We start from the raw sequence: 19,856 nt of genomic DNA, 5'->3' as shown, positions 1-19,856 counted from the left end.
GGGCGCACCCACCTGCGAAGTGTGCGTTCACACGCATCTCATTGCAACAGCGGACCTCGGTCGGTCGTTGCGTTCAGCTGCATTTTCATTGCAACGGAGCGCTAGTACCCCTTGTTTTGTAGGCTCAATTGACCTTCTTGATCTTTGGCTGTTCCGTGAACGCAATGTACTGTCGCTGACGTTCAGCAATTGCTGAACGTCATGACGGTGCACAGGGGGTTCGTGATGGGACAGGGACGCGACGGCTTCTCCGAAGCGGGACTGCGCAGGCTGCGCGAGATGCTGACACGGCACGTCGAATCGGGGAGGATCCCCGGGCTCGTCGCCCTCGTCGGCCGGGGCGAAGAGACGCACGTCGAAGCGATCGGGACGATGCGCCACGACGGCGGTGGCGGACCGATGCGCCGGGACACGATCTTCCGCATGGCGTCCACCTCCAAGCCGGTCACGATGGCGGCGGCGATGGTCCTGCTCGACGAGTGCAGGCTGCGCCTCGACGATCCGGTGGACCCGTGGCTGCCCGAACTCGCCGACCGCCGGGTGCTGAAGCGGATCGACGGCCCGCTGGACGACACCGTGCCCGCACGGCGGCCGATCACCGTCCGGGACCTGGTGACCTCCACCTTCGGGCTCGGCATCGACCTGACGGCACTGGGCTCTCCCCTCATGAACGCGATCTTCGAGGGGGGCGTCTTCAGCCAGGGCGCCAAGCCGCTGCCCGAGCCGGATGCGTGGATGCGTGACCTCGGCGCGCTGCCCCTGATGCGGCAGCCGGGCGAGCACTGGCAGTACCACCTCAGCCACGACGTGCTCGGCGTGCTCGTCGCACGGGTCACGGGCCGGCCGTTCGAGACGTTCCTGCGCGAGCGCGTACTCGAACCGCTGGGGATGAAGGACACCGGCTTCCACGTGCCCGCCGACAAGATCGACCGGCTGCCGCCCAGTTACGCGCCCCACCCGCAGACCGGGGAGTTCACCGTGTGGGACGAGGCGGTGGGCGGGCAGTACAGCGCACCTCCGGCGTTCCAGGCGGGCGGCGGCGGACTGGTCTCCACCGCCGACGACTACCACGCCTACTTCCGCATGCTGCTGAACCGGGGCATGCACGGCACGGAACGGATCCTGTCCCGGCCCGCCGTCGAGCTGATGACCACCAACCGCCTCACGCCCGAGCAGGAGGCCCACCGATCCGCCCTTGCCCGCAACGCCGTTCACATCTCGTTCGGCCAGGGGCAGCAGGGCGGCTGGGGGTTGGGGATGGCGGTGCGCACCTACCGCGGGGACTACGCGCCCGTGGGCCAGTTCGGCTGGGACGGTGGAACCGGTACCTCGGCCTACGCCGACCCGGAGAACCGGCTCACCGGAATCCTGCTCACCCAGGTCGGACTGTCCGTCCCGGATCCGGCGCGGCTCGTCCACGACTTCTGGACCACGCTCTACCAGGCGATCGACGACTGATACCGAACCACTCCGCGGCGCCCCTCACCCCCGGTGCGGCGGCACGGGCCTCACCGTCGTGCCCCGCCACCGACCTGTCACCGGGCAGGCGGCACCGCGGGGCGTTCCGTCGGCCGTTCGGCGCCCGCCGGGTCGTACGTGTCCTCCCGCCCGGCCCGGGGCCGGGCCATCAGCCGGGCCAGACGGCTGCGGGCCTCCAGGTCGGCACAGAACTCCGCGGCGCCGGTCGAGGGCGTCCTCATCGTGATGTCGACCTTGCCCGCCATGTCCACCAGACAGGTCGGCTGGCGCCGCAGCCCCATGACCAACAGCGCCGTCCGGCTGCGGCGGCTGCGCGCACGCAGCGAGGAGATGAAGTGGAGAGCGGCCGTGTCCATGAAGCTGACACCGCCCATGTCCACGACGACCGCCGAGTCGGGCGGCAGGGTGTGCAGCAGCAGACTCAGGTCCCGCCGCACCGTCACGTCGATCTCGCCGGCCAGTGTGACGAGGAGGGTGCCGCCACCGAGCGGTACCACGGTCGCCTCGAAGGATTCCATGGCGTCCTCCCTGGGCCGAGTGGCTCGCGCCGCCCCTTTTCCCGGGCACTGCACGCACGGCGACGGAGCCGTGCCGAACGGACAGGGCAGCCGGCCCCGTCCATGTACCTATGTGATAGACCCGGGACCCCGCCGAGCGCAAGCGCACCCGCAGGCCGCTGCCGCGGGTCCCGAGGAGTGAGCGCAGGGGTGGCGGGTAGCCGCCGGGTAGTCGTGCTTGCGCCTGCGCGCCGGGCCGGTCGGCCCGGCGCTTCGGCAGGCGTGGCGGCTTCGAGGAGGTGCGCACCATGTCCGCAGCCAACCCGGCGTCCGCAGCCAACCCGGCTCCCCGCCCGGCGCCCGATCCGGATCCGCGCCGGCGGACCGTACCCGGCAGTCCGGCCGGACGCGCGGTCCCGCCGGGCGAAACCCCGCCCGGGGAGTCGAGCACCGGCTCCGGGGCGGGCCCGTACCGGCCCCTCTCACGCGGCTGGGCCATGGGCCCCCTCGTGCTGATCTGCCTGCTCGCCCTGGTGTGCGCCCTGTTCTTCCTCGCCTACGCCATCGTGCTGGACCTCTGACGGTCCCGGCCGCCCGGCCCGGGCCGGGCGGCCGCAGCGGTGACGCGGGCGGGAGGCGCTGCCGCCCAGGCCGCCGCCTAGGCCGCCGTCTCGGCCGTCGCCGACAGGGCGGCCACGGCCACGGAGGTGGTGGGGTGTACGTCCGGGCTCTGGGTGCCGTCGCCGATTCCGAGGGCGCGGAGGGCTTCCGTGCTCCGAGTGACCACGGCCGCCGTCGTGCCCGCGTCGCGGCAGATGCGGATCGCCCGTGAGACGGTGCTCACCGCCGAGGGGCTCAGTGCGCCGTCGGTCAGTTCGAGCACGACCGGTGAGGACCGGTGGGAGGACAGAAGGCGGTCGATCGCCGACGCGGTCGTGGCGCGCCGGTCTATGTCGAGATCGGCCTGCAGTCGGATGATCAGCACACCTCGGTCGGTCACCTTGACGGGCAGCACGGACACTCCTTCGCTACGTGACGCACACCTGCTGGGTACCGTTCGCCTGCCCGGCCCCGGCGGTTGTATGCGGACGGATGGCGAGGGCGGGCCGGGGGTAATGTGGATCTCGTACCTCTGGGGACAGGGGGATCGCCCCGTCACCCGCCGTGGGTGCGGACGGGGTCCCGCCGATCCGTGTGAGCGCCGTATTTCCGGGGAGTGGCCAGGAGAGCACACGGTGTGAAGGAGGACAGGCCCATGAGCGAGACCAGTGCCCGCGGCGACGACGTCTACCAGCCGCAGCCGGAGGACGAGCCCTCCGAACTGCAGCCCGACATGGACGACAGCCTCGGCGAGCCCGGTACGGACGCCCTGCTCGACCAGGGGTACTCGCCGCCCGAGCGGCCCCACGCGAGGGAACGGGACGACACCACCTGTGAGGGGCAACGGCGGGGGGAGAGCCTCGACGATCGCCTGGCCAGGGAACTGCCCGAGCAGGAAGCCATCACGGGGGACGGCATCGGGGACCTGGCCGACGGCGAGGGCGAACCGGTGGACGCGCAGGCGGGCGGCCCGCGCGCCGGCCGGCTGGCCCCGGTCGCCTCCTCGCCGCACGGGAGCTCCGTCCTCGCCCACGACGTGGGGATCGACGCGGGAGCCGCCTCGGCCGAGGAAGCCGCCATGCACGTCATCGAGGACGTGGAGGAGGACGATTCCTGGGATGTACGTTGACCCGGAATCGAAGAGGGGCGGGCAGATACATGGGCAGTGACCTGCGGCGTGCCGCTGTGGCGGCGCTCGGCGAACTCGGGCGGAGCGACGACTGGCGCGACCGGGCGGATGCCGGTCACGGGCCGGCCGCTTTCGCCGAGATGCCGGAGGCCGTCGGGCCCCTGCTGGAGCTCGTGCTCGGCCCCGGCGACACCTTCGTCACCCGGCGCACCGCCGAGAGCCTGCTCCGGCGGGTGGACCGGTCAGGGCTGTCGATCGTCGCGTCCGCGATGGCGGTGGCCGATGCGAACTGCAGCGATGGGATCCACACCGCGGTCCTCGACGTCTTCGGCATCTTCGCCACCGACCTGGACGAGGCGCTGCGGCTCTGCGAGGAGCTGGCGCAGGACGGCGACGACCGCATCGCCCGGGGGGCCCGTGAGTTGCACGAGGACCTGACGGCGATCGATCCCGTCCTGCGCCCCGTACAGCCCGACCGGGCCGTTTCCCCCTGACGGCTTCCTCCTGACGGCGCCGAGGGCTCGGCTCAGGGGTTGGGATGGCCCTGGTTCGGGTCGTCCTCGGGGGTCTGCCAGGAGCCGCTGCGCGGTTGCGGGGTCGGGCCGACCGGGGAACGGCGGCGGGCGGCGCGTCGGCTGCCCCACCAGAAGGCGGCGACGAGCAGGGCCGCGATCACCACGCCGACGAGGATGAGCAGCAGGGACGGGGTTCCTTCGGCGGCCAGCACAGTTGCGAGGTTCATGGTCGGCGCCTACCCCGGATCGTCCTCTCCGTGCATCGGGAGGGGGCCGGGAATTCCTGCGCATACCAGGGGGGCGTATCCGGCTGTTCTCCTGGCTTCGTCGGCGAAGAACGGCAGGTCGACGTGCGTTGCGGCTCGACTACGCTGGCGGAGCCGTCACACGTGAACGAAGGACGCATATGGCTCGCCCCTACGCCCCCGGACCCAAACAGTTCGTCTTCGCCGTCGGTGATGGCAACGACCAACAGGTCTCCGTGGGCGACCCTCAGGAAGCCTACGTGGCGTTCTCCGCGTTCTTCCGTGGTCGGGAATCCGACACCTACACCATCAATGACGAACCGTCGGGGCAGAGTTTGGTCCTCATGCCCGGGCAAGGTGTGATCTCCCGGATCAAAACCGCGGACCAACCCCGGTCGGAATACCTCCAGGTCGGCAGGGGCAATCGCTATCTTCCGAGCGCGATGCTGTTCTTCGAGAACGGATACGCCGGACTCGACCGCTTCGGCCAGTGGTTCTCCGACCTTGCCGACCTCGACGCGTCACCGGAGACTCGCGGTGCCGCCCGCGCCGCCACGATCACGACGGAAAGAGCGGCGATCGAAGAGGTCGCCCGGATCTGGGCGGATTCGGGATACGTGGACCCGAGCGACCAGTACTACGTCTTCTTCGACTCGCACGGTGCCGACGACGACCGAGCCGAACGGGCCGCACTGCTCAAGCTGATCGAGTTCCTCGGTCTCGAACGAGTCGACGCCCCGGCCGGGGCCGCCGGGGGCGAAGTGTGGGTGCGCACTGACACCCGCCTCGACACCGAATTCGCACGGTGGTCGTGAACGGATGAACGACGTCGTCTTCACGCGCACGAGCGGCTGGATTCCGAGCGTGGTCCGCGAGGACGGCGAGCTGAGGCTGATGCTCGGTGCCGGGGCCGACGCCAACCACGAGCCCCGCACGTTCACGTTCTCGATCAGCGAAGCCCATCTTGCGGTGATCCGGGGGGACCTGGCCAGACACCTGCTGCTGTGGAGTGCGGTCCTGTCGCTGTGCGACGCCGCCGGAACCCGGGGCCGGCTCGACGAGAACGCTGCCGTCGCGCTCCTGGACCCGGCCCTCCTTGCCGCGCCCGCGGACGTCGACGCGCTCTTCCGGCGCATCCGGTGGGACAGGAGCCGGCTCATCGCCCACGGGGCCGACATCGGCCTGCTCGAGCGCGGTCAGGTGTGTGCGGCGATGCGCACGGCGACAGAGACGCCGGACGGGAAACGGGCTCAGGAGTACCGCGCGGACCGCCGTCGCGCCGAGCGCGGAGCGGTACTCGGTCCACTCGACGCCGCAATTCTGAGGTACACGGGCCAGTACCTGCACGGCGCGACCGTTCCGAGGCGGATGCCCGACGCCGTCGACCCCGCGCTGCTGCCCCGGGTCATGCGGGTGATCGCCACTGCGGAGCAGGCGTCCGCCGGGATGCGGATCGGCCGCGATCCGCGAAGGGGGAAGCGCGCCACGGACCGGCGCGACTGGGATCGGATGACGACGGCGGTCGAAGCGGCCGTGCGCCGTGCACACCCCGAGCTCGCCGATGACGCGGTGCGTACCGTGAGCGTCCTGATGTGCTCGGAGGCCGCGGACCGCTCCAGGAACACACCCATGGAGGACGACGAGGAGGCTGCCGGCCACCGCGCCGACCTCGGCGGGAGTGCGCGGAAGACGGCCCTGTCGTTCACCGACGACAAGGGCGTCGAGAAGAAGTGGCTGCGGGACGGTCCCCGCACTGCCGCCGCGGAGTTCTGGGAGTTCGTCGCCGATCGCTCTGCCGGGGACAACGAAGTGTTCACCATCGAGGACGAGGAGATGGGCGAAGGGATCCAGCTCCACTTCTACGCGGACTCCATCGCCCGGGTCACGACGCTGCGCGAGGGTGTGGGCGGGGCGGATCCCGAGTACCGGGTCGAGTACAGCCTGGTCGACGGAATCGGCGGCTACCGGAACCTGGTGAGCGCCTTCGTCCGCGGCGGCTGCGCGGCACTCGAACAGTACGGTCCCTGGATGCCGGATGTCGCCGAGTTCGAGCGCGCGCGCCGCCGACGCAACGCCCGGTAGCACCCCATCGAGCCCCGCGCACGGCGCACCGCACGTGAGCGAGGGCGTTCAGTGGCGGTGCAGGGTGTGCAGGGCTTCGAGGAGGACCTTGGGGTCGTGTGCGCCCTTGTGGACCGGCGGTGGCTGCCGGTCCAGGTGGAGCAGGCGTGCCACGGCGGTCCAGGCGGTCCGTACCGAGTACTCGACGGTGAACACCACGTCGTCGGGGACTTCGGCGTACTGGCCGATGAAGGCCAGGTTGGTGGATCCCGCCGGCACCACCTCGGGGCGGTCTCCGGCCTTGCGGACCAGGAACTGGCTGGTGATGTACGGCATCAGGGCCGGCCGTACGATCGCGGACTCGAGGATCTGCTCGCTCTGCGCGAGCCGCAGGTGTCCGAGCACCTCGGTCAGGATCTCCCGGCCCGTGCACTCGGCCATGGCCTTGCCCACGTGGTCGCCCGTCCGGTCGGGGAACAGGGCGTAGCCCCACCAGACGTAGGTGTCCTCGGGCTGCTCGCGGAAGTGCGGCTGGTGGTTGAGGACGATGGTGAGCAGCCAGCGGGAGTCCTTGAAGGTGATCAGCCCGCCCTTGCCTGCCTCGCTGCCGGAGAACTCCTCCATGGCCTTGAAGAAGGTCGGGTCCTTGGTGGTGACGGTGAAGGATCCCCAGGTGGAGTCCTCCGCGGAGGAGTCGAACACCGAAGGGTTGCCCAACCGGGGGTGCTTGGCCGCCAGGGTGTGCCACAGGCGCCACGAGGCGTCGGGGGCGGAGGTGTCCCGTACGGGGGCCGCGTCGGTCGATCCGAGGGTCGAGTTCGCGGTCATCGAACCGTTGGTGACGAACACCAGGTCCTCGGGCGCGACGGGGATCCGTTCGGTCGCGCCGTCGCGCGTACAGGTGAGGGCGGTCACGGTGATCGCGTCGCCGTCGGCCAACTCGGCGTCCGTGACCGTGGTGTTCAGCTCGAAGGTGACGCCGTTGCCCCGGAGCCAGGCCTGGAGCGGGCGCACGATCGAGTCGTACTGGTTGAAACGCGTCCGGTAGATGCCCGACATGGTGTCGAAGGTCTTGAACAGGTGGACGAACCGGTTGAGGTAGCGCCGGAACTCGATCGCCGAATGCCAGGGCTCGAAGGCGAAGGTCGTGCACCACATGTACCAGAAGTTGGTGGTGAAGAACTCCGGAGCGAAGCAGTCCGAGATGCGCTTGCCGTCCAGCCGGGATTCGGGGGTGGCGACGCACGCGACCAGGTCGAGCCGGTCGCGCTCCGAGAACCCCATGGAACGGGTGTCGACGCGGCGGCCCGACGCGTCGACGAGGCGGGCCTTGTCGTTCCAGGCGAAGTCCTCGTGGAAGGCGAACGTGTCCTGCGTCACCGAAATGTCCGGCGAGTCGAGGGAGGGGACGGAGCGCAGCAGGTCGTAGGTGCACTCGAAGTGCAGCTCGAACATCCGCCCGCCGCGCATGGTGTAGCCGGCCTCCGGGTCGCCCTCCGCGTCCAGGCTCCCGCCGGTGCGGTTCTGGGCTTCCAGGATCCTGATGTCCGCGCCGGCGTACCCGCCCTCCCGGATCAGCAGCGCCGCCGCCGACAGGGAAGCGATGCCCGCACCCACGAGATAGGCCTTGGCCACGATGCGTCTCCGCTCGCCGGGAGCCCCGTCGACCCCGGTCGGCCGCGCGATCACCCCGGCCAGCCCACCACCCCCGGCGGGGCGGCCGCAATCGGGGTGGGCCATTGGGTGCGGCCGGCGGTCGCCCCCTTGACCTTGACACGGTGACAAGGTCTTCACTGCCGTCCAGGAGGTGGTGGCGATGACCACGGCAGAACAGGGCGCCCATCCGGTGCGAGCACTCCGCGAACTGGAGGACAGCCGCGCGTCGGTGCGGCTCCGGGCAGCGATGGCGATCGGTTCGACCCCGGACCCCCGGTCCGTCGAGAAGCTCGTCGAACGGTGCGCGACCGAGACCGATTTCTCCGTACGCGAGATGCTGACATGGGCGCTCACCCGTCACTCGGCGTCCGTCACGGTCCCGCGGCTGATCGACGAGCTGGTGTCCGAGCGGCCGCAGGCACGGAGCCAGGCACTGCACACGTTGTCCAAGATCGGGGAACGGCGGGCGTGGCCGGCGATCACCCGGGCGCTCCTGTCCGACGCCGACGACGAGGTGGCGCGCAGCGCCTGGCGGGCGGCGGTCGTGCTCGTCCCCGAGGGCGAGGAGTCCGCACTGGCCGGAGCCTTGGCGACACAGCTCGGGCGGGGCGGGCGCGAGACGCAGCTGAGCCTCAGCCGGGCGCTGATGGCCCTCGGTGGCACCGCGTCTGCGACCCTGCGGGAGGCGGTGACGGATCTCGATCCCCGTGTGCGTCATCATGCGCTCGCGACGGAACGGCTGATGCGCGACCCGGACATCGGGTTCGAGTTCGCGATCGAGGAGGCGAAGCGCGTCGCGGTCCTGCAGGACGGGCCAGGAGGAGGAGCGTAGGCAGTGTTGATCGGTGATGTGGCCAGGCGGTCCGGGGTCAGCGCCCGCATGCTCCGGCACTACGACTCGCTGGGCCTGGTGCGGCCCACGGGACGCACCGGGTCCGGCTATCGGGAGTACTCCGGCGAGGACATCCGGCGGATCTTCCACGTCGAGAGCCTGCGGTCACTGGGGCTGTCACTGCGTGAGGTGGCGCGCGCCCTGGACGACCCGGGCTTCAGGCCCTCGGAACTCGTCGACGACCTCGTCCGCCAGACACAGGAACGCATCGCCGTCGAGACGGCCCTGCTGACACGGCTGCGCCGGATCGGCGCCGCGGAACCGGCCGAGTGGGAGGACGTACTCCAGATCGTCGCGCTCCTGCACGCGCTGGGCTCGGAGAACCCCGCAAGCCGGCAGCGCGCCGCGCTGTCCTCGGCGGAGGAGGCGGCGGTACCCGTGGAGGCACTGGTCGAGGCGGCGTTGCACGAGGAGGATCCGAACGTTGCCGGCGCCCTCCGGTGGGCCGTGGCGCAGTCGGGCGAGGCCGCGCTGGAACTGCTGGCGGAGGGCCTGGCCTCACCGGTGGCCGAGGTACGGGAGCGGGCCGTCCGGTCCATCGCCGAGATTCCGCACGAGCGCGCGGTCGCCCTGCTGGAGGGAGCGCTGCGGAGCCCCGACAGCATGGTCCGCGGGCATGCGGCCCTCACGCTCGGAGCACAAGCAGCACAAGCAACGGAGGGGGAGTGCGAAGAGCGGGGAGCGGCCGATGTGGTCCCCGCACTGGTCGAGATGATCGTCGAGGGCAGGAACGACGTCGACGCGGCCGACGCGTTGAGCGCCCTGGCGAGGCGCCCCGCGTCGGCCGATCGGATCGCCACCGCACTCGTGGGCCGCCTCGCCGACGGCCCCGACGACCTGCCCGCCCGGCGGCGGCTGACGCAGGCGCTCGCGGACGTCCCCGGCGTCACGGCGGCCCGCGCCCTCGCCGAGCTGGCGCACGACGAGGATCCCGCCGTCGCGCTGACCGCGGCGTACCTTCTCACGCTGCGCGAGGCGCGCGACCCCGACTGAACGTCCTTGCGCTCCGAGGCGGTTGCAGGACGGTGGAGTGGTTGATTCCGAAAGGGTCGGGGGCCCGGCACCGCTGCGATCCGGTCACCCTGGTGGGCCGTTCGGTGAACCGGGCATGGCCGCGACCTGGGCAGCAGGTGGGGGAGCGCCCGTCAGACCGGCCCCCGCACCGCACAGTCGCGCGATGTGATCGTATGAATACCCGGCGTGAGCTGCACGAACACCCGTCTGATCGTCGATATCCGAACCAACTGTCCGTAAAACGACCGCCAATGTGCGGTACACCTTCATCCCTGGCAGGCTCAGCCTCGCATCGGCGCTGCATAAAAGCCGCAGCGCCTCAAACAACCTTTGAATCGAAAGCGAGCCCTGTCATGCGTCACCGCTTAGCCGCCGTCTCCGCCGCCACCCTTCTCTGCCTCGCCGGCGCCACGGGCCTTGCGGAGGCGAGCCCCTCGAGCCCCACGAGCCTGTACGCCCCCTCCGCCATGGTCTTCACCATCACCCAGGGGGACAACGCAGCCACGGGCACCGTCCTGCGGGCGGCCGTCCTGAGCTGTGCCTACACCGCCGAGGGCACGCACCCCGCCCCCCGGGCCGCCTGCGACGCCCTCAACGCCACCGGCGGCGAGTTCAACCGCCTGCTGGCCGCCCCGGACCAGAACCGCGTGTGCCCGCGGCACTACAACCCCGTCACCGTCACCGCGGACGGCGTGTGGCAGGGCAGCCGCGTCGCGTGGAAGCACACCTTCTCCAACGCGTGCATGATGTCCGCGACCCTGGGCAACAACGCCCTCTACGCGTTCTGACGCCGCGCCGCCGGATTCCAGCAGCTCTCAGCGGGTGCCGGCGCGGTCCGCGACCAGTCGGATCGCCGCGATCGTGAGGTCCGGGTCGTGGAGCTGGACGTAGTGGTCGCTGCCGGTCGCCAGCAGGTGCGGGGTCTGCGGACGCAGCCCCACCAGCGCCTGTTGAGCCTTCGGCCAGGCCCGCTCCAGCTCGGCGAGCAGCTCCCTGGACATGGTGGGCGGCGCCGCGAAGGGCGCGGTCTTGCTGAGCACGGCCACCGGGACCGCCGGGAGCGGCCCGCCGCCGTCGATCGCGGTCACCCCGCCGTTGATGTCGACCTGTTCGAAGTCCGGGTCGGCGTCGAAGGGGGTCCCGGGGTGCCGGAGCGCTTCGACGTACTCCGCCCAGCGCGCTCCCATCGCTGGCCGCAGTCCGGGCCCGAGCGCATCGACCAGGACCAGCCCGCGCACCTGCTCCGGGTGCGTCTGCGCGTACCGCAGGGCGAGCATCCCGCCGAAGGAATGCCCCACCAGGAGGTAGGGCCCCGGTACGTGCCCGGCGGACAGCAGCCGCTCCAGGTCCTCGACCATCGCGGTCAGCGGCCGGGTGCCGCTCACGGGGGTGCTGCGCGTGGTGAGCGTCGGCGGCTGCGTGTAGCGGATGGTGCCGGGCCGGTCGTAGGTGCACACCCGGGTGAACGCGGCCACGCCGGGCAGCACCGCCGGGCTCCTCGGCACCGGCGGGGTGGTGTCGGTGAGCGACCACGGGTCGGAGGACTCGTGCAGCCCGGCCAGCAGGACGACGGTGGGGCTGCCGGATCCCGCGCAGTGCAGGTACAGGCTCCGCCCGCCGCCGATCTCCACCTGCCGGCCCGGGTCCCCGGACCCGCCGATCTCCACCTGCCGCCCCGGGTCCCCGGACCCGCCGGGGTCCCCGGCACCCGGGCCCGCGGCGGCCACCAGCAGGACGGCGGCCACCGCGGCTGCCAGCCTGCCGGGCACACGCCAACGCATACCCCCACCCTCCCGCTCCTCCCGCCGCCCCGCCAACCGGCCCCACCGCTCCGACTGCCTGCCCGGGGCCGCGGACCCCGACGGCCTCACCCCGCGCGCCGGCCTCATGCCGCACGGCGGCCTCACGCCGGGCGCCGGTCGTCGCCCGCGGGGTGCCAGGGGATCTCCGCCCACACCTGCTTGCCGCCGCTGAGCGGCACCGAGCCCCAGGCCGTCGCCGTCGCCTCGACGATGAGCAGCCCACGACCGCCCGTCGACTCCCAGCTCACCCAGATCGGTTTGACGGGGCTACGCGGCGAGGCGTCGTTCACGGCGATCCGCAGCCGGTCCGCCGACAGGGTCAGATCCATCCCCACCTCGCCCTGCGTGTGCGCGATCGCATTGGTGACCAGCTCGGACACGACCAGCAGGGCTTCGTCGAGGGCGTCCACCACGCCCCAGGACCGCAGCGTGCGCGCGGTGAACCGGCGTGCGTGCAGGACCGCGTTGGGAAGCCGCCACACCGTCCAGTGGCTCCGCATCGGCCGGCCGCCCGTGCCGTCGTAGCGCAGCAGCAGCAGGGCCACGTCGTCGTCGCGCCGGCCCCCGCCGACGAGCAACTCGTCGGCGACCCCTCCGGCATCGGCCGGGTCGGCCGCGGCGAGCACCTCGCACACCCGCCGCATGCCTTCCTCCATCGGCAGCCTGGCGGACTCGACCAGGCCGTCCGTCAGCAGGAGGAGCAGGGTGCCGGGGAGCAGCCCCACCTCGGTCATGGGGAACTCGGCCTCCGCGAGCACGCCCAAGGGAGGCCCACCCTCGACCACCATCTCCTCGGCGACACCGTCCGGATGGCGCAGGATCGGCGGGAGGTGGCCCGCCCGTACGACTCTGGCGATGCCCTCCTCCATGTCCAGGTCCACATACCCGCAGGTGGCGAACAGATCGGTCTCCATGCCGACGAGCAGGCGGTTGGCGCGCGCGACCACCACATCGGGCGGGTGCCCCTCCACCGCGTACGCCCGCACCGCCGTCCGCATCTGGCCCATGATGGTCGCGGCCCCCGCGCTGTGCCCCTGGACGTCCCCGATCACGAACGCGACATGACCGTCGCGCAGCGGAATGACGTCGTACCAGTCGCCGCCGACCTCCAGACCGGCGGTCGCGGGCAGGTAGCGGGCGACGGCGATCCCGCCCGGGAGCTCCGGGAGCTTCCGGGGCAGCAGGCTGCGCTGGAGCATGGTGGCGAGTTCGTGGCCTGCGTCCAGGGCGTGGGCGCGTACCAGCGCCTGCCCCACCAGCCCCGCCGTCGCGGTCAGCAGCGACCGCTCCTCCGGCCCGAACCGGTGCTCCGCGTCCCACCCCACCAGACACACCCCGACCATCCGGCCGTCGGCGGGCAGCGGTACCACCGCGAGACCACCGGGCCCGACGCCCAGAAGCCCCGGTTCGAGGGCCGCGCCCGGCGGCCACAGACTCAAATGGCCCCCGCGCAGGGCGCTCTGGAGGGTCGGGAGGTCGCTGAGTGACACGTCGGGCCACTCGGAGCGCCACTCCGAGCGCCACACCTCGGGCCAGGCGTCGGGCTCCGGAGGGGCGAGGGCGGTGACGATGAGCCGCTCGCTCTCCAGTTCGCCGACCGCGACCCGGGAGGCGCCCAGCGGTTCGCGCAGCGCGGCGACCGCCAGCCGGCTGACCTCGCGCGTCGTCGCCGCGCCCGCCAGCGTGGCGGACAGCCGCTGGACGAGGGAGACCTCGTCGGCGCTGGGGCGCAGATAGGTGGCATCGGCCACCACGCCCAGGACCCGCCGAGGTGTTCCGCCGGAGTCCACCTCCACGCGGCAGCGCAGCCCCAGCCAGCGCAGCTCGCCGTTCGGGCGGCGGATACGGAACGCCAGCTGCTGTCCGGTGGCTGCCAGCCGGTCCGGCTCCACGATCGCCATCAGCGCGGGCATGTCGTCGGGGACGGCGCAGGCCAGCAGGGTTTCCACCTGCCCGTCGAACTGCTCGGGAGGCAGCCCGATCAGTTCCAGCACGTGCGCGTGGGCCTCCATCCGACCGGTGCCCAGCTCCAGGATGAACGCGCCGCCCTGATCGGGTACGAGGGACTGGCTCAGATGTGCCTGCGGGGCCGGGGGCCTGCGTCCGGTGAAGCGCGCGGCGACCGATTCGAGCCCGGCGGCCACCTGGTCGGCGTAGAGCTCCAGCAGGCTGCGGTCGTCGGCGCTGAAGCCGTCCCCGGCCTGCCCGGCGACGACCAGGCAGCCGAGCTCCTGCGCGCCGTGTCCCAGGGGCAGCGCGCCCAGCGAGATACGGGCCGGCGACTCGGGGGCACCGTCCCGGACCCGGGTGGGGATGTGGTGGGGGTCCTCCTCGATGAACGAGGCGAGCTCCTTGGGGGTCAGCCACAGCGGGCGGCCCGAGCGGAAGGCGTTGGCGGCGGGCGAATGCCCGGCCAGGGCGAGGATCGCGGGCAGCCCGTAGAGGATGCCGCGGTTGCCGGTCAGCTCGGCGAGGTGGAGTTCCCTGCCCTGGTCGGCGACCACGTAGACAGCCGCGAGCTCAGCCCCGCAGAACGCAAAGCGATGACTGGTCACCTTCCGTATCACATCCTCCAGGGCATCCCGCCCGCCTTCCCTCCATGCTGTCGCCCTCGGGGCCGTTCGGGCGACTCGGAACACGCCCTCAGGCCGGACCGCCCGCCTCCCCGCGGTCCTCGTCCTCGTCCTCGTCCTCGCAGCGGTCGACCAGTACGACCGCCACGTCGTCCGCCAGGCGGCTGCCGGTGTGGCGGAGCAAGGCCCGGTGCAGGTCTTCCAGGAACGATGCCCGGGCGTGGCCGCGCATGGCGGCCATGGCCTCGGCCAGGTCGAAGAAGGTGCCGTGCCCGTCGCGGGCCTCGATGACACCGTCGGTGTACAGCAGCAGCCGGTCCCCGGGCGCGAACGGATAGCGCTCCGGCCGCTCGGGAGGACCGCTGATGAACTCCTCCAGACCCAGCGGTGGCAGCGGGGCGGTGGGCGTCAGGGGCCGCACCGTGCCGTCGTGCAGCAGCAGCGGTGGCGGATGCCCCCGGTTGACCACCTCGACGTGCGGGCCGTCCGGGACCTGGGCCACGAGCGCGGTGACGAACCCCTCCAGGAGGAGGGCGTCGTCCCCGCCGGTGGCGCCCGCGGCGACGGCGTCCCGGTGCAGGGCCGCCCCGCACCGGTCGATGACCTCCACCAGGTCCTCCTCGTAGTGCACGGCCTCCCGGAACGCTCGCAGGACGATCGCGGCCGCCCGTACGGCGGGCAGGCCCTTGCCCCGGACGTCACCGACGATCATGCGGACGCCGTAGCGGGTCTGGACCACGTCGTAGAGGTCGCCGCCGATCTGCGCGCCGGTCTCGGCCGCCAGGTACATGCTGGCGGCCCGTACGGGGCCCAGCCGGTCCGGTACCGGCCGCAGCAGGACCTCCTGGGCGGTGGTGGCGATCCGGCGGACCTGGTTGAGCTCGTTCTCCCGGCGCGTGCGTGCGGTGCGGCTCGTCAGGAAGCCCGCGACCGAGACCAGGAAGAGGGCGAGGAAGTTCGTGTAGACCTGCTGGCTGCCCCACGCCCCGTTGTAGGTGGCGGTGGCCACGCTGACCGCGACGGCCGCCCCCGCTGCCGCGAGCACGCCCTTGGGCCCCATCGTCACCGCCGCCAGGGCCGGCGTCGCCACCAGCAGGGGGCCGGTGTACAGGACGTGCAGGGGCGTGAACTCGACGAGGAGCACGAACAGGGCGATCGCGAAGGGCACGCACTCCGCGAACACGAAGAGGGCCTGGTGGTGACCGTCGGCTCGCGGTCCGGGGGGCGAGCGCAAGGGCGCTCTCATGAATCCAGCCTGCCTCGCCGGTGCCCGTGGCCGCCACTGCGGGGCCCGCGGGGCAGAATCGGTGCATGAGCAGGACAGACCGTGGCAGTCGGGTGATCGCGGCTCCACCGGCGGCCGTCTACGCCGCCCTCCTCGACCGGGAGTCCCTGGAGACCTGGCTGCCGCCGGACGGGATGCGCGGGAGCATCGAGCGCTGGGGCCCCCGGCCCGGCGGAGGATTCCGCATGGTCCTGACCCACCTCGATCCGGCCGAGGGCCTGGGCAAGACGTCGGACACGACGGACGTCGTCGAGGTCGTCCTCGCGGACCTGGTGCCCTCGGAACGCGTCGTGCAGCGGGCGGTCTTCGAAGCCGACGACCCCCGCTACGCCGGGACCATGACCATGACCTGGCACCTCGCCGCTGTCGGCGGGGGGACCGGGGTGAGCGTCACGGCCGAGGACGTGCCGCCCGGTATCGACCCGGCCGTGCACGAGGCCGGGATCGCCTCCTCGCTGGCCCACCTGGCCTCCTACGTCGAAGCCGCCGGGCGGGGGACGCAGCCGCCCGGCCGGTGAGCCGCGGCGCCTGCGCCGCCGAGCGCCGGCCTCACCCCTGGTCCGGCGCGACCGGTACCGCGGCGCCTTCGACCGTGGAGACGACCCGCACCAGCGCGGGCGTTGCGGGCGCCGACGCGAATCCGAACCGCACGGGCGGGACCACCGGCGCCAGCGCACCGAGGTCGGTCCCCGCGAAGGACGCGACGGCCGAGGTGATCACCTGGAGGTCGCGGGCCGCGTACCACTGGCGCCACCCGGGCCGCGAGCTGCCCCGGGTCCGTACGCCGACCAGCAGCCGCGCGGGCCCGCTGACCAGCGCGGCCCAACCCGGACGGCGGGCGAGCGGTCGCGGCACGGCCCGCAGCGCGAGGCCGAGCACTCCGCGGCGGCCCACGGTGAAGCGCAGGCGCAGGCTTTCGGCGGCGACGTCCCAGACCGGCCCCCGGCTGTGCACGGCCACCGGTTCCGTCCGCACCTCGTCGAAGTGGTAGACGCCCGCGATGTACTGCGCCGTACGGGCGGTCGGAGCCAGCAGGATGCGGTGCCCGTCGGCGCGCTCCAGCATGACGTCGCTGAACGGGCCGAAGGGCGAACGGGGCCAGTGGCCCACCACCACACGGGTGCCGGACTCCGTTCCGACGGCGGCGATCCAGCCGTCGAAGACCAGGCGTTCGCGCCCCCTTGCGGGGAGCGCCGCGGCTCCCTCGGCGCTCACGGACCCTCCGCCGGAGCCACGACCTGCTCGGTCCAGATGGTCTTCCCGGAAGCGGTGTAGCGCGTCCCCCACCGGTAGGCCATCTGGGCGATCAGGAAGAGGCCGCGGCCGCCCTCCTCGTCGGTGGCGGCGTGGCGCAGGTGCGGTGAGGTGTGGCCGGTGTCGGAGACCTCGCACACGAGGTTCTCGTCACGGATCAGCCGGACCTGGACGGGACCGTCGGTGTAGCGGATGGCGTTGGTGACCAGCTCACTGACGATCAGTTCGGTGACGAACGACAGCTCCTCCAGCCCCCAGGCCTCCAGTTGCCCGGTGACGGCGGCGCGGGCGACCGAGACCATCGCCGGGTCGGACGCCAGCTCCCACTGCGCCACCCGGCGCTCGTCGAGCACCCGGGTACGGACCAGCAGCACGGCCACGTCGTCGTCCACGGGACCGGGCAGCAGTCTCGCCAGCGTGAGGTCGCACAGCTGCTCCAGGGGCCGCCGGTGCTGGGCGAGGGTTTCGGCGAGGCGGCCGAGGGCCACATCGGGGTCATGGCCGACGGCATGGGTCAGACCGTCCGTGAACAGGGCGATGAGGCTGCCGGGCGGCAGCTGGAGTTCGAGGTTCTGGAAGGTCTGGCCCCCCAGGCCCAGGGGCGGGCCCGACGGCAGGTCCGGGAAGGAGACCGCACCGGTGTCCGCCTCGACCACCGCGGGCGGCCAGCCGCCCGCCCGCGCCATGGTGCACCGCCCCGACACCGGGTCGTAGACCACGTACAGGCAGGTCACCGCAGCGACGTCGGGGCCGGTGTCACCGTCGGACCGTGTGCCGTCCCCGTCCGGACCGCCGCCCCCGTCCGGTCGGCCGTTCCTGCCGTTCCTGCCGAGCTCGCGTGCCCACTCCGAAGAGGTCTGCCGGGCCACGTCGTCCAGATGGGACAGGAGCTCGTCCGGAGGAAGGTCCATCCGGGCCAGCACGCGCACGCTGGTACGCAGGAGGCCCATCGCGGCGGCGGCGTGCAGCCCGTGCCCCCGCACATTGCCGACCACCAGGGCGACGCGCGTACTCGACAGCGGAACGAGGTCGAACCAGTCGCCCCCCACTCCGGAGCGGCTGTCGGCCGGCACGTAGCGGCTCGCCGCCTCGACGGCCGTCTGCGGCTCCAGCTTGCGCGGCAGCAGGCTCCGCTGGAGCTTCAGGGCCGCGGTGTGCTCCCGGGTCACGAACAGCATGAGCACGACCCCGATCAGCAGGGCCCCCAGCCCCACCACGGCCACCCCGCCCGTCGGCCCGATCAGCGGCAGGTCGATGGAGGTCGCACCGTAGCGCGGGTCGGCGTAGACGTGGAAACCCGCGTAGCAGAACACCGAGAGCATCGTCAGGCCGCCCAGGCCCGGCAGCAGGCCCTTGCACACGAAGTCCTTCGTGCTGCGCGTGAGCACCCTGCGGTAGTACCAGACGCAGGCGAAGCCGGTCAGGCCGTAGTAGAAGGCGATCGCGAGGCCGACCGACTCGATCGAGTCGGCCAGCACGTCGTGGCTGATCAGCGTCAGCAGGACGTAGAAGGCGATCGAGACCAGACCCATCCCGACCGTCGACCAGGTCGGGGTGAGGTACTTGCGGTGCACCCGGGCGAAACGGGCGGGAACGGCCTTGTGCGCGGCCATCGAGAAGACGGTCCGGGCCAGCGGCAGGATCGTGGTCTGGGTGGAGGCCGCCGCGGAGGTGACCACCATGAAGATCAGCAGCCCGGTCAGGAACACGCCGACGCCCTGATCACCGAAGACCGCCGTCCCCAGATCGGAGAGCACGTCGTCGGCGTTCTCCTGGTTGGCCAGGCCGATGCCCTCGGTCCCGACACCCGCGAAGGCCTGCGCCGAGGTGGCGACCGCGACGTAGATGACCAGCAGCAGGACGGTCGAGATGACCGCGGCGCGCCCGGGGATGTGCGTGCTGTCGGCGGTCTCCTCGTTGACCGTGACGGCGGTGTCCCAGCCCCAGTAGATGAAGACGGCCGCCAGGAGCCCCGCGGTCAACGCCTCGGCGCTCGGCACGTTCAGGGGGTTGAACCAGGAGGCCGACACCGGGATCGCCGTCGCCGGGGGATCCATGTAGACCTTGGCCATGGCGGTGACGGCGAAGACGATCAGTACGACCACCTCGACCGTCAGGAGCCCGCGCTGCAGGGCGGCGGAGATCTCGATGCCCACGTACGAGACGGCGGTCATCACGGCGATCCACAGGACCCCCGCGACGGTCGTCCACAGCCTGCTCTCCGCCAGCGACTCGTATCCGAACAACCGGTAGGTGTAGACACCGGCGATCTCCGCGAGGTTCGCCATGACGATGACGTCGGCGACGATGATCCCCCAGCCGCCCATCCACCCGATGCGCGGGCCGAAGGCCCGGGTCGCCCAGGTGAAGGTGGTCCCGCAGTCCGCGTCGCCGGCGTTGAGCTCCCGGTAGGCGTAGGCGATCAGCAGCATCGGGATGAAGGCGAGCATCGTGATGACCGGGGCCTGCGGGCCGACCCGCGTCACGATGAGGCCGAGCGTGGCCGCGAGGCTATAGGCGGGAGCGGTGGACGCCACGCCGATGGCCACGGAGGAGGCCAGACCCAGGGCACCCGCCTTGAGGCCCTTCTCCCCGGCTCCGGGACCCGCGGCGACCGGAGCCACTTCCCCCACGTCACCACTGGGCGGCGTCACAACCGATTCACCGACTTCCTGAGCGGTCCAGGGTCCCGACACGGCATCTTCCCTCAGCGTGCTGCCGGATCCGACGTGCCGCGCGGCGCGTCCTCGCCGCCGGTCGAGTGGACCTGGCGTCCGATCACGCCGTACGCGCACCGGACCCGCCATAGTGGGTGGTCCGCGTACATACCGGACTCCAAGGATCCCCCGTCGAG

The 19,856-nt window shown here is 72.1% G+C and carries 19 protein-coding genes; 10 read left to right on the top strand and 9 right to left on the bottom strand.

The features are described 5' to 3' along the window. Positions 1-225 precede the first annotated feature (225 nt). The gene (locus B6R96_RS03825) at positions 226-1,458 is read left to right on the top strand and encodes a serine hydrolase domain-containing protein (RefSeq protein ID WP_081524963.1); all 1,233 of its coding nucleotides are present in this window, start codon (positions 226-228) and stop codon (positions 1,456-1,458) included. 77 nt (positions 1,459-1,535) lie between these two features. Here B6R96_RS03825 and B6R96_RS03820 read toward each other — a convergent pair whose 3' ends face one another. Then, complete coding sequence (locus B6R96_RS03820) at positions 1,536-1,997, bottom strand: STAS domain-containing protein (protein WP_030385397.1); 462 nt, start codon at positions 1,995-1,997, stop codon at positions 1,536-1,538. 287 nt (positions 1,998-2,284) lie between these two features. Here B6R96_RS03820 and B6R96_RS03815 point away from each other — a divergent pair, with 287 nt between their 5' ends. Continuing rightward, a complete protein-coding gene (locus tag B6R96_RS03815) occupies positions 2,285-2,557 on the top strand; it encodes a DUF6480 family protein (RefSeq protein ID WP_081521570.1) in 273 nt (90 codons plus the stop codon). Between the two features lie 77 nt (positions 2,558-2,634). Here the strand turns inward: B6R96_RS03815 and B6R96_RS03810 are convergent, their stop codons facing one another. Continuing rightward, on the bottom strand, positions 2,635-2,991 hold the full coding sequence (locus B6R96_RS03810) for a hypothetical protein (protein ID WP_081521569.1): 357 nt from the start codon (positions 2,989-2,991) through the stop codon (positions 2,635-2,637). A 240-nt stretch (positions 2,992-3,231) separates the two neighbouring features. On the opposite strand from B6R96_RS03810, the gene B6R96_RS03805 reads away from it, so the two are divergent. Beyond that, on the top strand, positions 3,232-3,705 hold the full coding sequence (locus B6R96_RS03805) for a DUF5709 domain-containing protein (protein WP_081521568.1): 474 nt from the start codon (positions 3,232-3,234) through the stop codon (positions 3,703-3,705). Between the two features lie 29 nt (positions 3,706-3,734). Continuing rightward, a complete protein-coding gene (locus B6R96_RS03800; RefSeq protein WP_081521567.1) occupies positions 3,735-4,199 on the top strand; it encodes a hypothetical protein in 465 nt (154 codons plus the stop codon). Between the two features lie 32 nt (positions 4,200-4,231). Here the strand turns inward: B6R96_RS03800 and B6R96_RS03795 are convergent, their stop codons facing one another. Further along, a complete protein-coding gene (locus tag B6R96_RS03795; protein WP_030385402.1) occupies positions 4,232-4,447 on the bottom strand; it encodes a DUF6479 family protein in 216 nt (71 codons plus the stop codon). A gap of 179 nt (positions 4,448-4,626) precedes the next feature. Between B6R96_RS03795 and B6R96_RS03790 the strand changes: the two genes are divergently transcribed. Both B6R96_RS03790 and B6R96_RS03785 read left to right on the top strand, forming a co-directional pair. Further along, entirely contained in the window at positions 4,627-5,280 is a 654-nt protein-coding gene (locus B6R96_RS03790; protein WP_081521566.1) for a hypothetical protein, read from the top strand. 4 nt (positions 5,281-5,284) lie between these two features. After that, positions 5,285-6,547, top strand: coding sequence for a DUF6357 family protein (locus tag B6R96_RS03785; RefSeq protein ID WP_081521565.1), 1,263 nt, complete (start codon positions 5,285-5,287; stop codon positions 6,545-6,547). A gap of 48 nt (positions 6,548-6,595) precedes the next feature. On the opposite strand, the gene B6R96_RS03780 is transcribed toward B6R96_RS03785, so the two are convergent. Continuing rightward, positions 6,596-8,161, bottom strand: a complete 1,566-nt coding sequence (locus B6R96_RS03780) for an oleate hydratase (protein ID WP_081524962.1) — start codon at positions 8,159-8,161, stop codon at positions 6,596-6,598. Positions 8,162-8,342: 181 nt separating this feature from the next. Here B6R96_RS03780 and B6R96_RS03775 point away from each other — a divergent pair, with 181 nt between their 5' ends. The 3 genes from B6R96_RS03775 to B6R96_RS03765 all read left to right on the top strand — a co-directional run bounded on the left by B6R96_RS03775 (position 8,343) and on the right by B6R96_RS03765 (position 10,876). After that, the gene (locus tag B6R96_RS03775) at positions 8,343-9,014 is read left to right on the top strand and encodes a HEAT repeat domain-containing protein (protein ID WP_081521564.1); all 672 of its coding nucleotides are present in this window, start codon (positions 8,343-8,345) and stop codon (positions 9,012-9,014) included. 3 nt (positions 9,015-9,017) lie between these two features. Next, positions 9,018-10,067, top strand: a complete 1,050-nt coding sequence (locus B6R96_RS03770; protein WP_081521563.1) for a MerR family transcriptional regulator — start codon at positions 9,018-9,020, stop codon at positions 10,065-10,067. Positions 10,068-10,441: 374 nt separating this feature from the next. Continuing rightward, on the top strand, positions 10,442-10,876 hold the full coding sequence (locus B6R96_RS03765; RefSeq protein WP_053172203.1) for a subtilase-type protease inhibitor: 435 nt from the start codon (positions 10,442-10,444) through the stop codon (positions 10,874-10,876). A gap of 27 nt (positions 10,877-10,903) precedes the next feature. Here the strand turns inward: B6R96_RS03765 and B6R96_RS03760 are convergent, their stop codons facing one another. The 3 genes from B6R96_RS03760 to B6R96_RS03750 form a co-directional block, all read right to left on the bottom strand. Beyond that, entirely contained in the window at positions 10,904-11,869 is a 966-nt protein-coding gene (locus B6R96_RS03760; RefSeq protein ID WP_159396270.1) for an alpha/beta fold hydrolase, read from the bottom strand. Positions 11,870-11,991: 122 nt separating this feature from the next. Next, the gene (locus B6R96_RS03755) at positions 11,992-14,445 is read right to left on the bottom strand and encodes a SpoIIE family protein phosphatase (protein ID WP_237291308.1); all 2,454 of its coding nucleotides are present in this window, start codon (positions 14,443-14,445) and stop codon (positions 11,992-11,994) included. A gap of 88 nt (positions 14,446-14,533) precedes the next feature. After that, a complete protein-coding gene (locus tag B6R96_RS03750; RefSeq protein ID WP_081521561.1) occupies positions 14,534-15,709 on the bottom strand; it encodes a PP2C family protein-serine/threonine phosphatase in 1,176 nt (391 codons plus the stop codon). Positions 15,710-15,774: 65 nt separating this feature from the next. Between B6R96_RS03750 and B6R96_RS03745 the strand changes: the two genes are divergently transcribed. Further along, complete coding sequence (locus tag B6R96_RS03745; RefSeq protein WP_081521560.1) at positions 15,775-16,266, top strand: SRPBCC domain-containing protein; 492 nt, start codon at positions 15,775-15,777, stop codon at positions 16,264-16,266. Positions 16,267-16,297: 31 nt separating this feature from the next. Here B6R96_RS03745 and B6R96_RS03740 read toward each other — a convergent pair whose 3' ends face one another. Next, positions 16,298-16,963 carry a hypothetical protein gene (locus tag B6R96_RS03740; protein ID WP_237291307.1) on the bottom strand — a complete coding sequence of 222 codons (666 nt, stop codon included), beginning with the start codon at positions 16,961-16,963 and terminating at the stop codon, positions 16,298-16,300. Continuing rightward, positions 16,960-19,635, bottom strand: a complete 2,676-nt coding sequence (locus tag B6R96_RS03735) for a SpoIIE family protein phosphatase (RefSeq protein ID WP_237291306.1) — start codon at positions 19,633-19,635, stop codon at positions 16,960-16,962. Before B6R96_RS03735 ends, B6R96_RS03740 begins: the two co-directional genes overlap by 4 nt. Positions 19,636-19,856: the final 221 nt, after the last annotated feature.

Source organism: Streptomyces sp. Sge12, assembly GCF_002080455.1.
In the GTDB taxonomy this organism is placed as follows: Bacteria; Actinomycetota; Actinomycetes; order Streptomycetales; family Streptomycetaceae; genus Streptomyces.
The sequence above is the reverse complement of the archived record's forward strand: the minus strand, read 5'-3'. Positions and strand labels throughout refer to the sequence as shown.

Excerpts from the sequence above, each read along its gene's own strand:
- B6R96_RS03815 (WP_081521570.1), top strand. The coding sequence starts at position 2,285 with ATGTCCGCAGCCAACCCGGCGTCCGCAGCCAACCCGGCTCCCCGCCCG.
- B6R96_RS03750 (WP_081521561.1), bottom strand. The coding sequence starts at position 15,709 with ATGAGAGCGCCCTTGCGCTCGCCCCCCGGACCGCGAGCCGACGGTCAC.
- B6R96_RS03765 (WP_053172203.1), top strand. The coding sequence starts at position 10,442 with ATGCGTCACCGCTTAGCCGCCGTCTCCGCCGCCACCCTTCTCTGCCTC.
- B6R96_RS03825 (WP_081524963.1), top strand. The coding sequence starts at position 226 with ATGGGACAGGGACGCGACGGCTTCTCCGAAGCGGGACTGCGCAGGCTG.
- B6R96_RS03790 (WP_081521566.1), top strand. The coding sequence starts at position 4,627 with ATGGCTCGCCCCTACGCCCCCGGACCCAAACAGTTCGTCTTCGCCGTC.
- B6R96_RS03760 (WP_159396270.1), bottom strand. The coding sequence starts at position 11,869 with ATGCGTTGGCGTGTGCCCGGCAGGCTGGCAGCCGCGGTGGCCGCCGTC.
- B6R96_RS03775 (WP_081521564.1), top strand. The coding sequence starts at position 8,343 with ATGACCACGGCAGAACAGGGCGCCCATCCGGTGCGAGCACTCCGCGAA.
- B6R96_RS03795 (WP_030385402.1), bottom strand. The coding sequence starts at position 4,447 with ATGAACCTCGCAACTGTGCTGGCCGCCGAAGGAACCCCGTCCCTGCTG.
- B6R96_RS03745 (WP_081521560.1), top strand. The coding sequence starts at position 15,775 with ATGAGCAGGACAGACCGTGGCAGTCGGGTGATCGCGGCTCCACCGGCG.
- B6R96_RS03820 (WP_030385397.1), bottom strand. The coding sequence starts at position 1,997 with ATGGAATCCTTCGAGGCGACCGTGGTACCGCTCGGTGGCGGCACCCTC.
- B6R96_RS03785 (WP_081521565.1), top strand. The coding sequence starts at position 5,285 with ATGAACGACGTCGTCTTCACGCGCACGAGCGGCTGGATTCCGAGCGTG.
- B6R96_RS03800 (WP_081521567.1), top strand. The coding sequence starts at position 3,735 with ATGGGCAGTGACCTGCGGCGTGCCGCTGTGGCGGCGCTCGGCGAACTC.
- B6R96_RS03805 (WP_081521568.1), top strand. The coding sequence starts at position 3,232 with ATGAGCGAGACCAGTGCCCGCGGCGACGACGTCTACCAGCCGCAGCCG.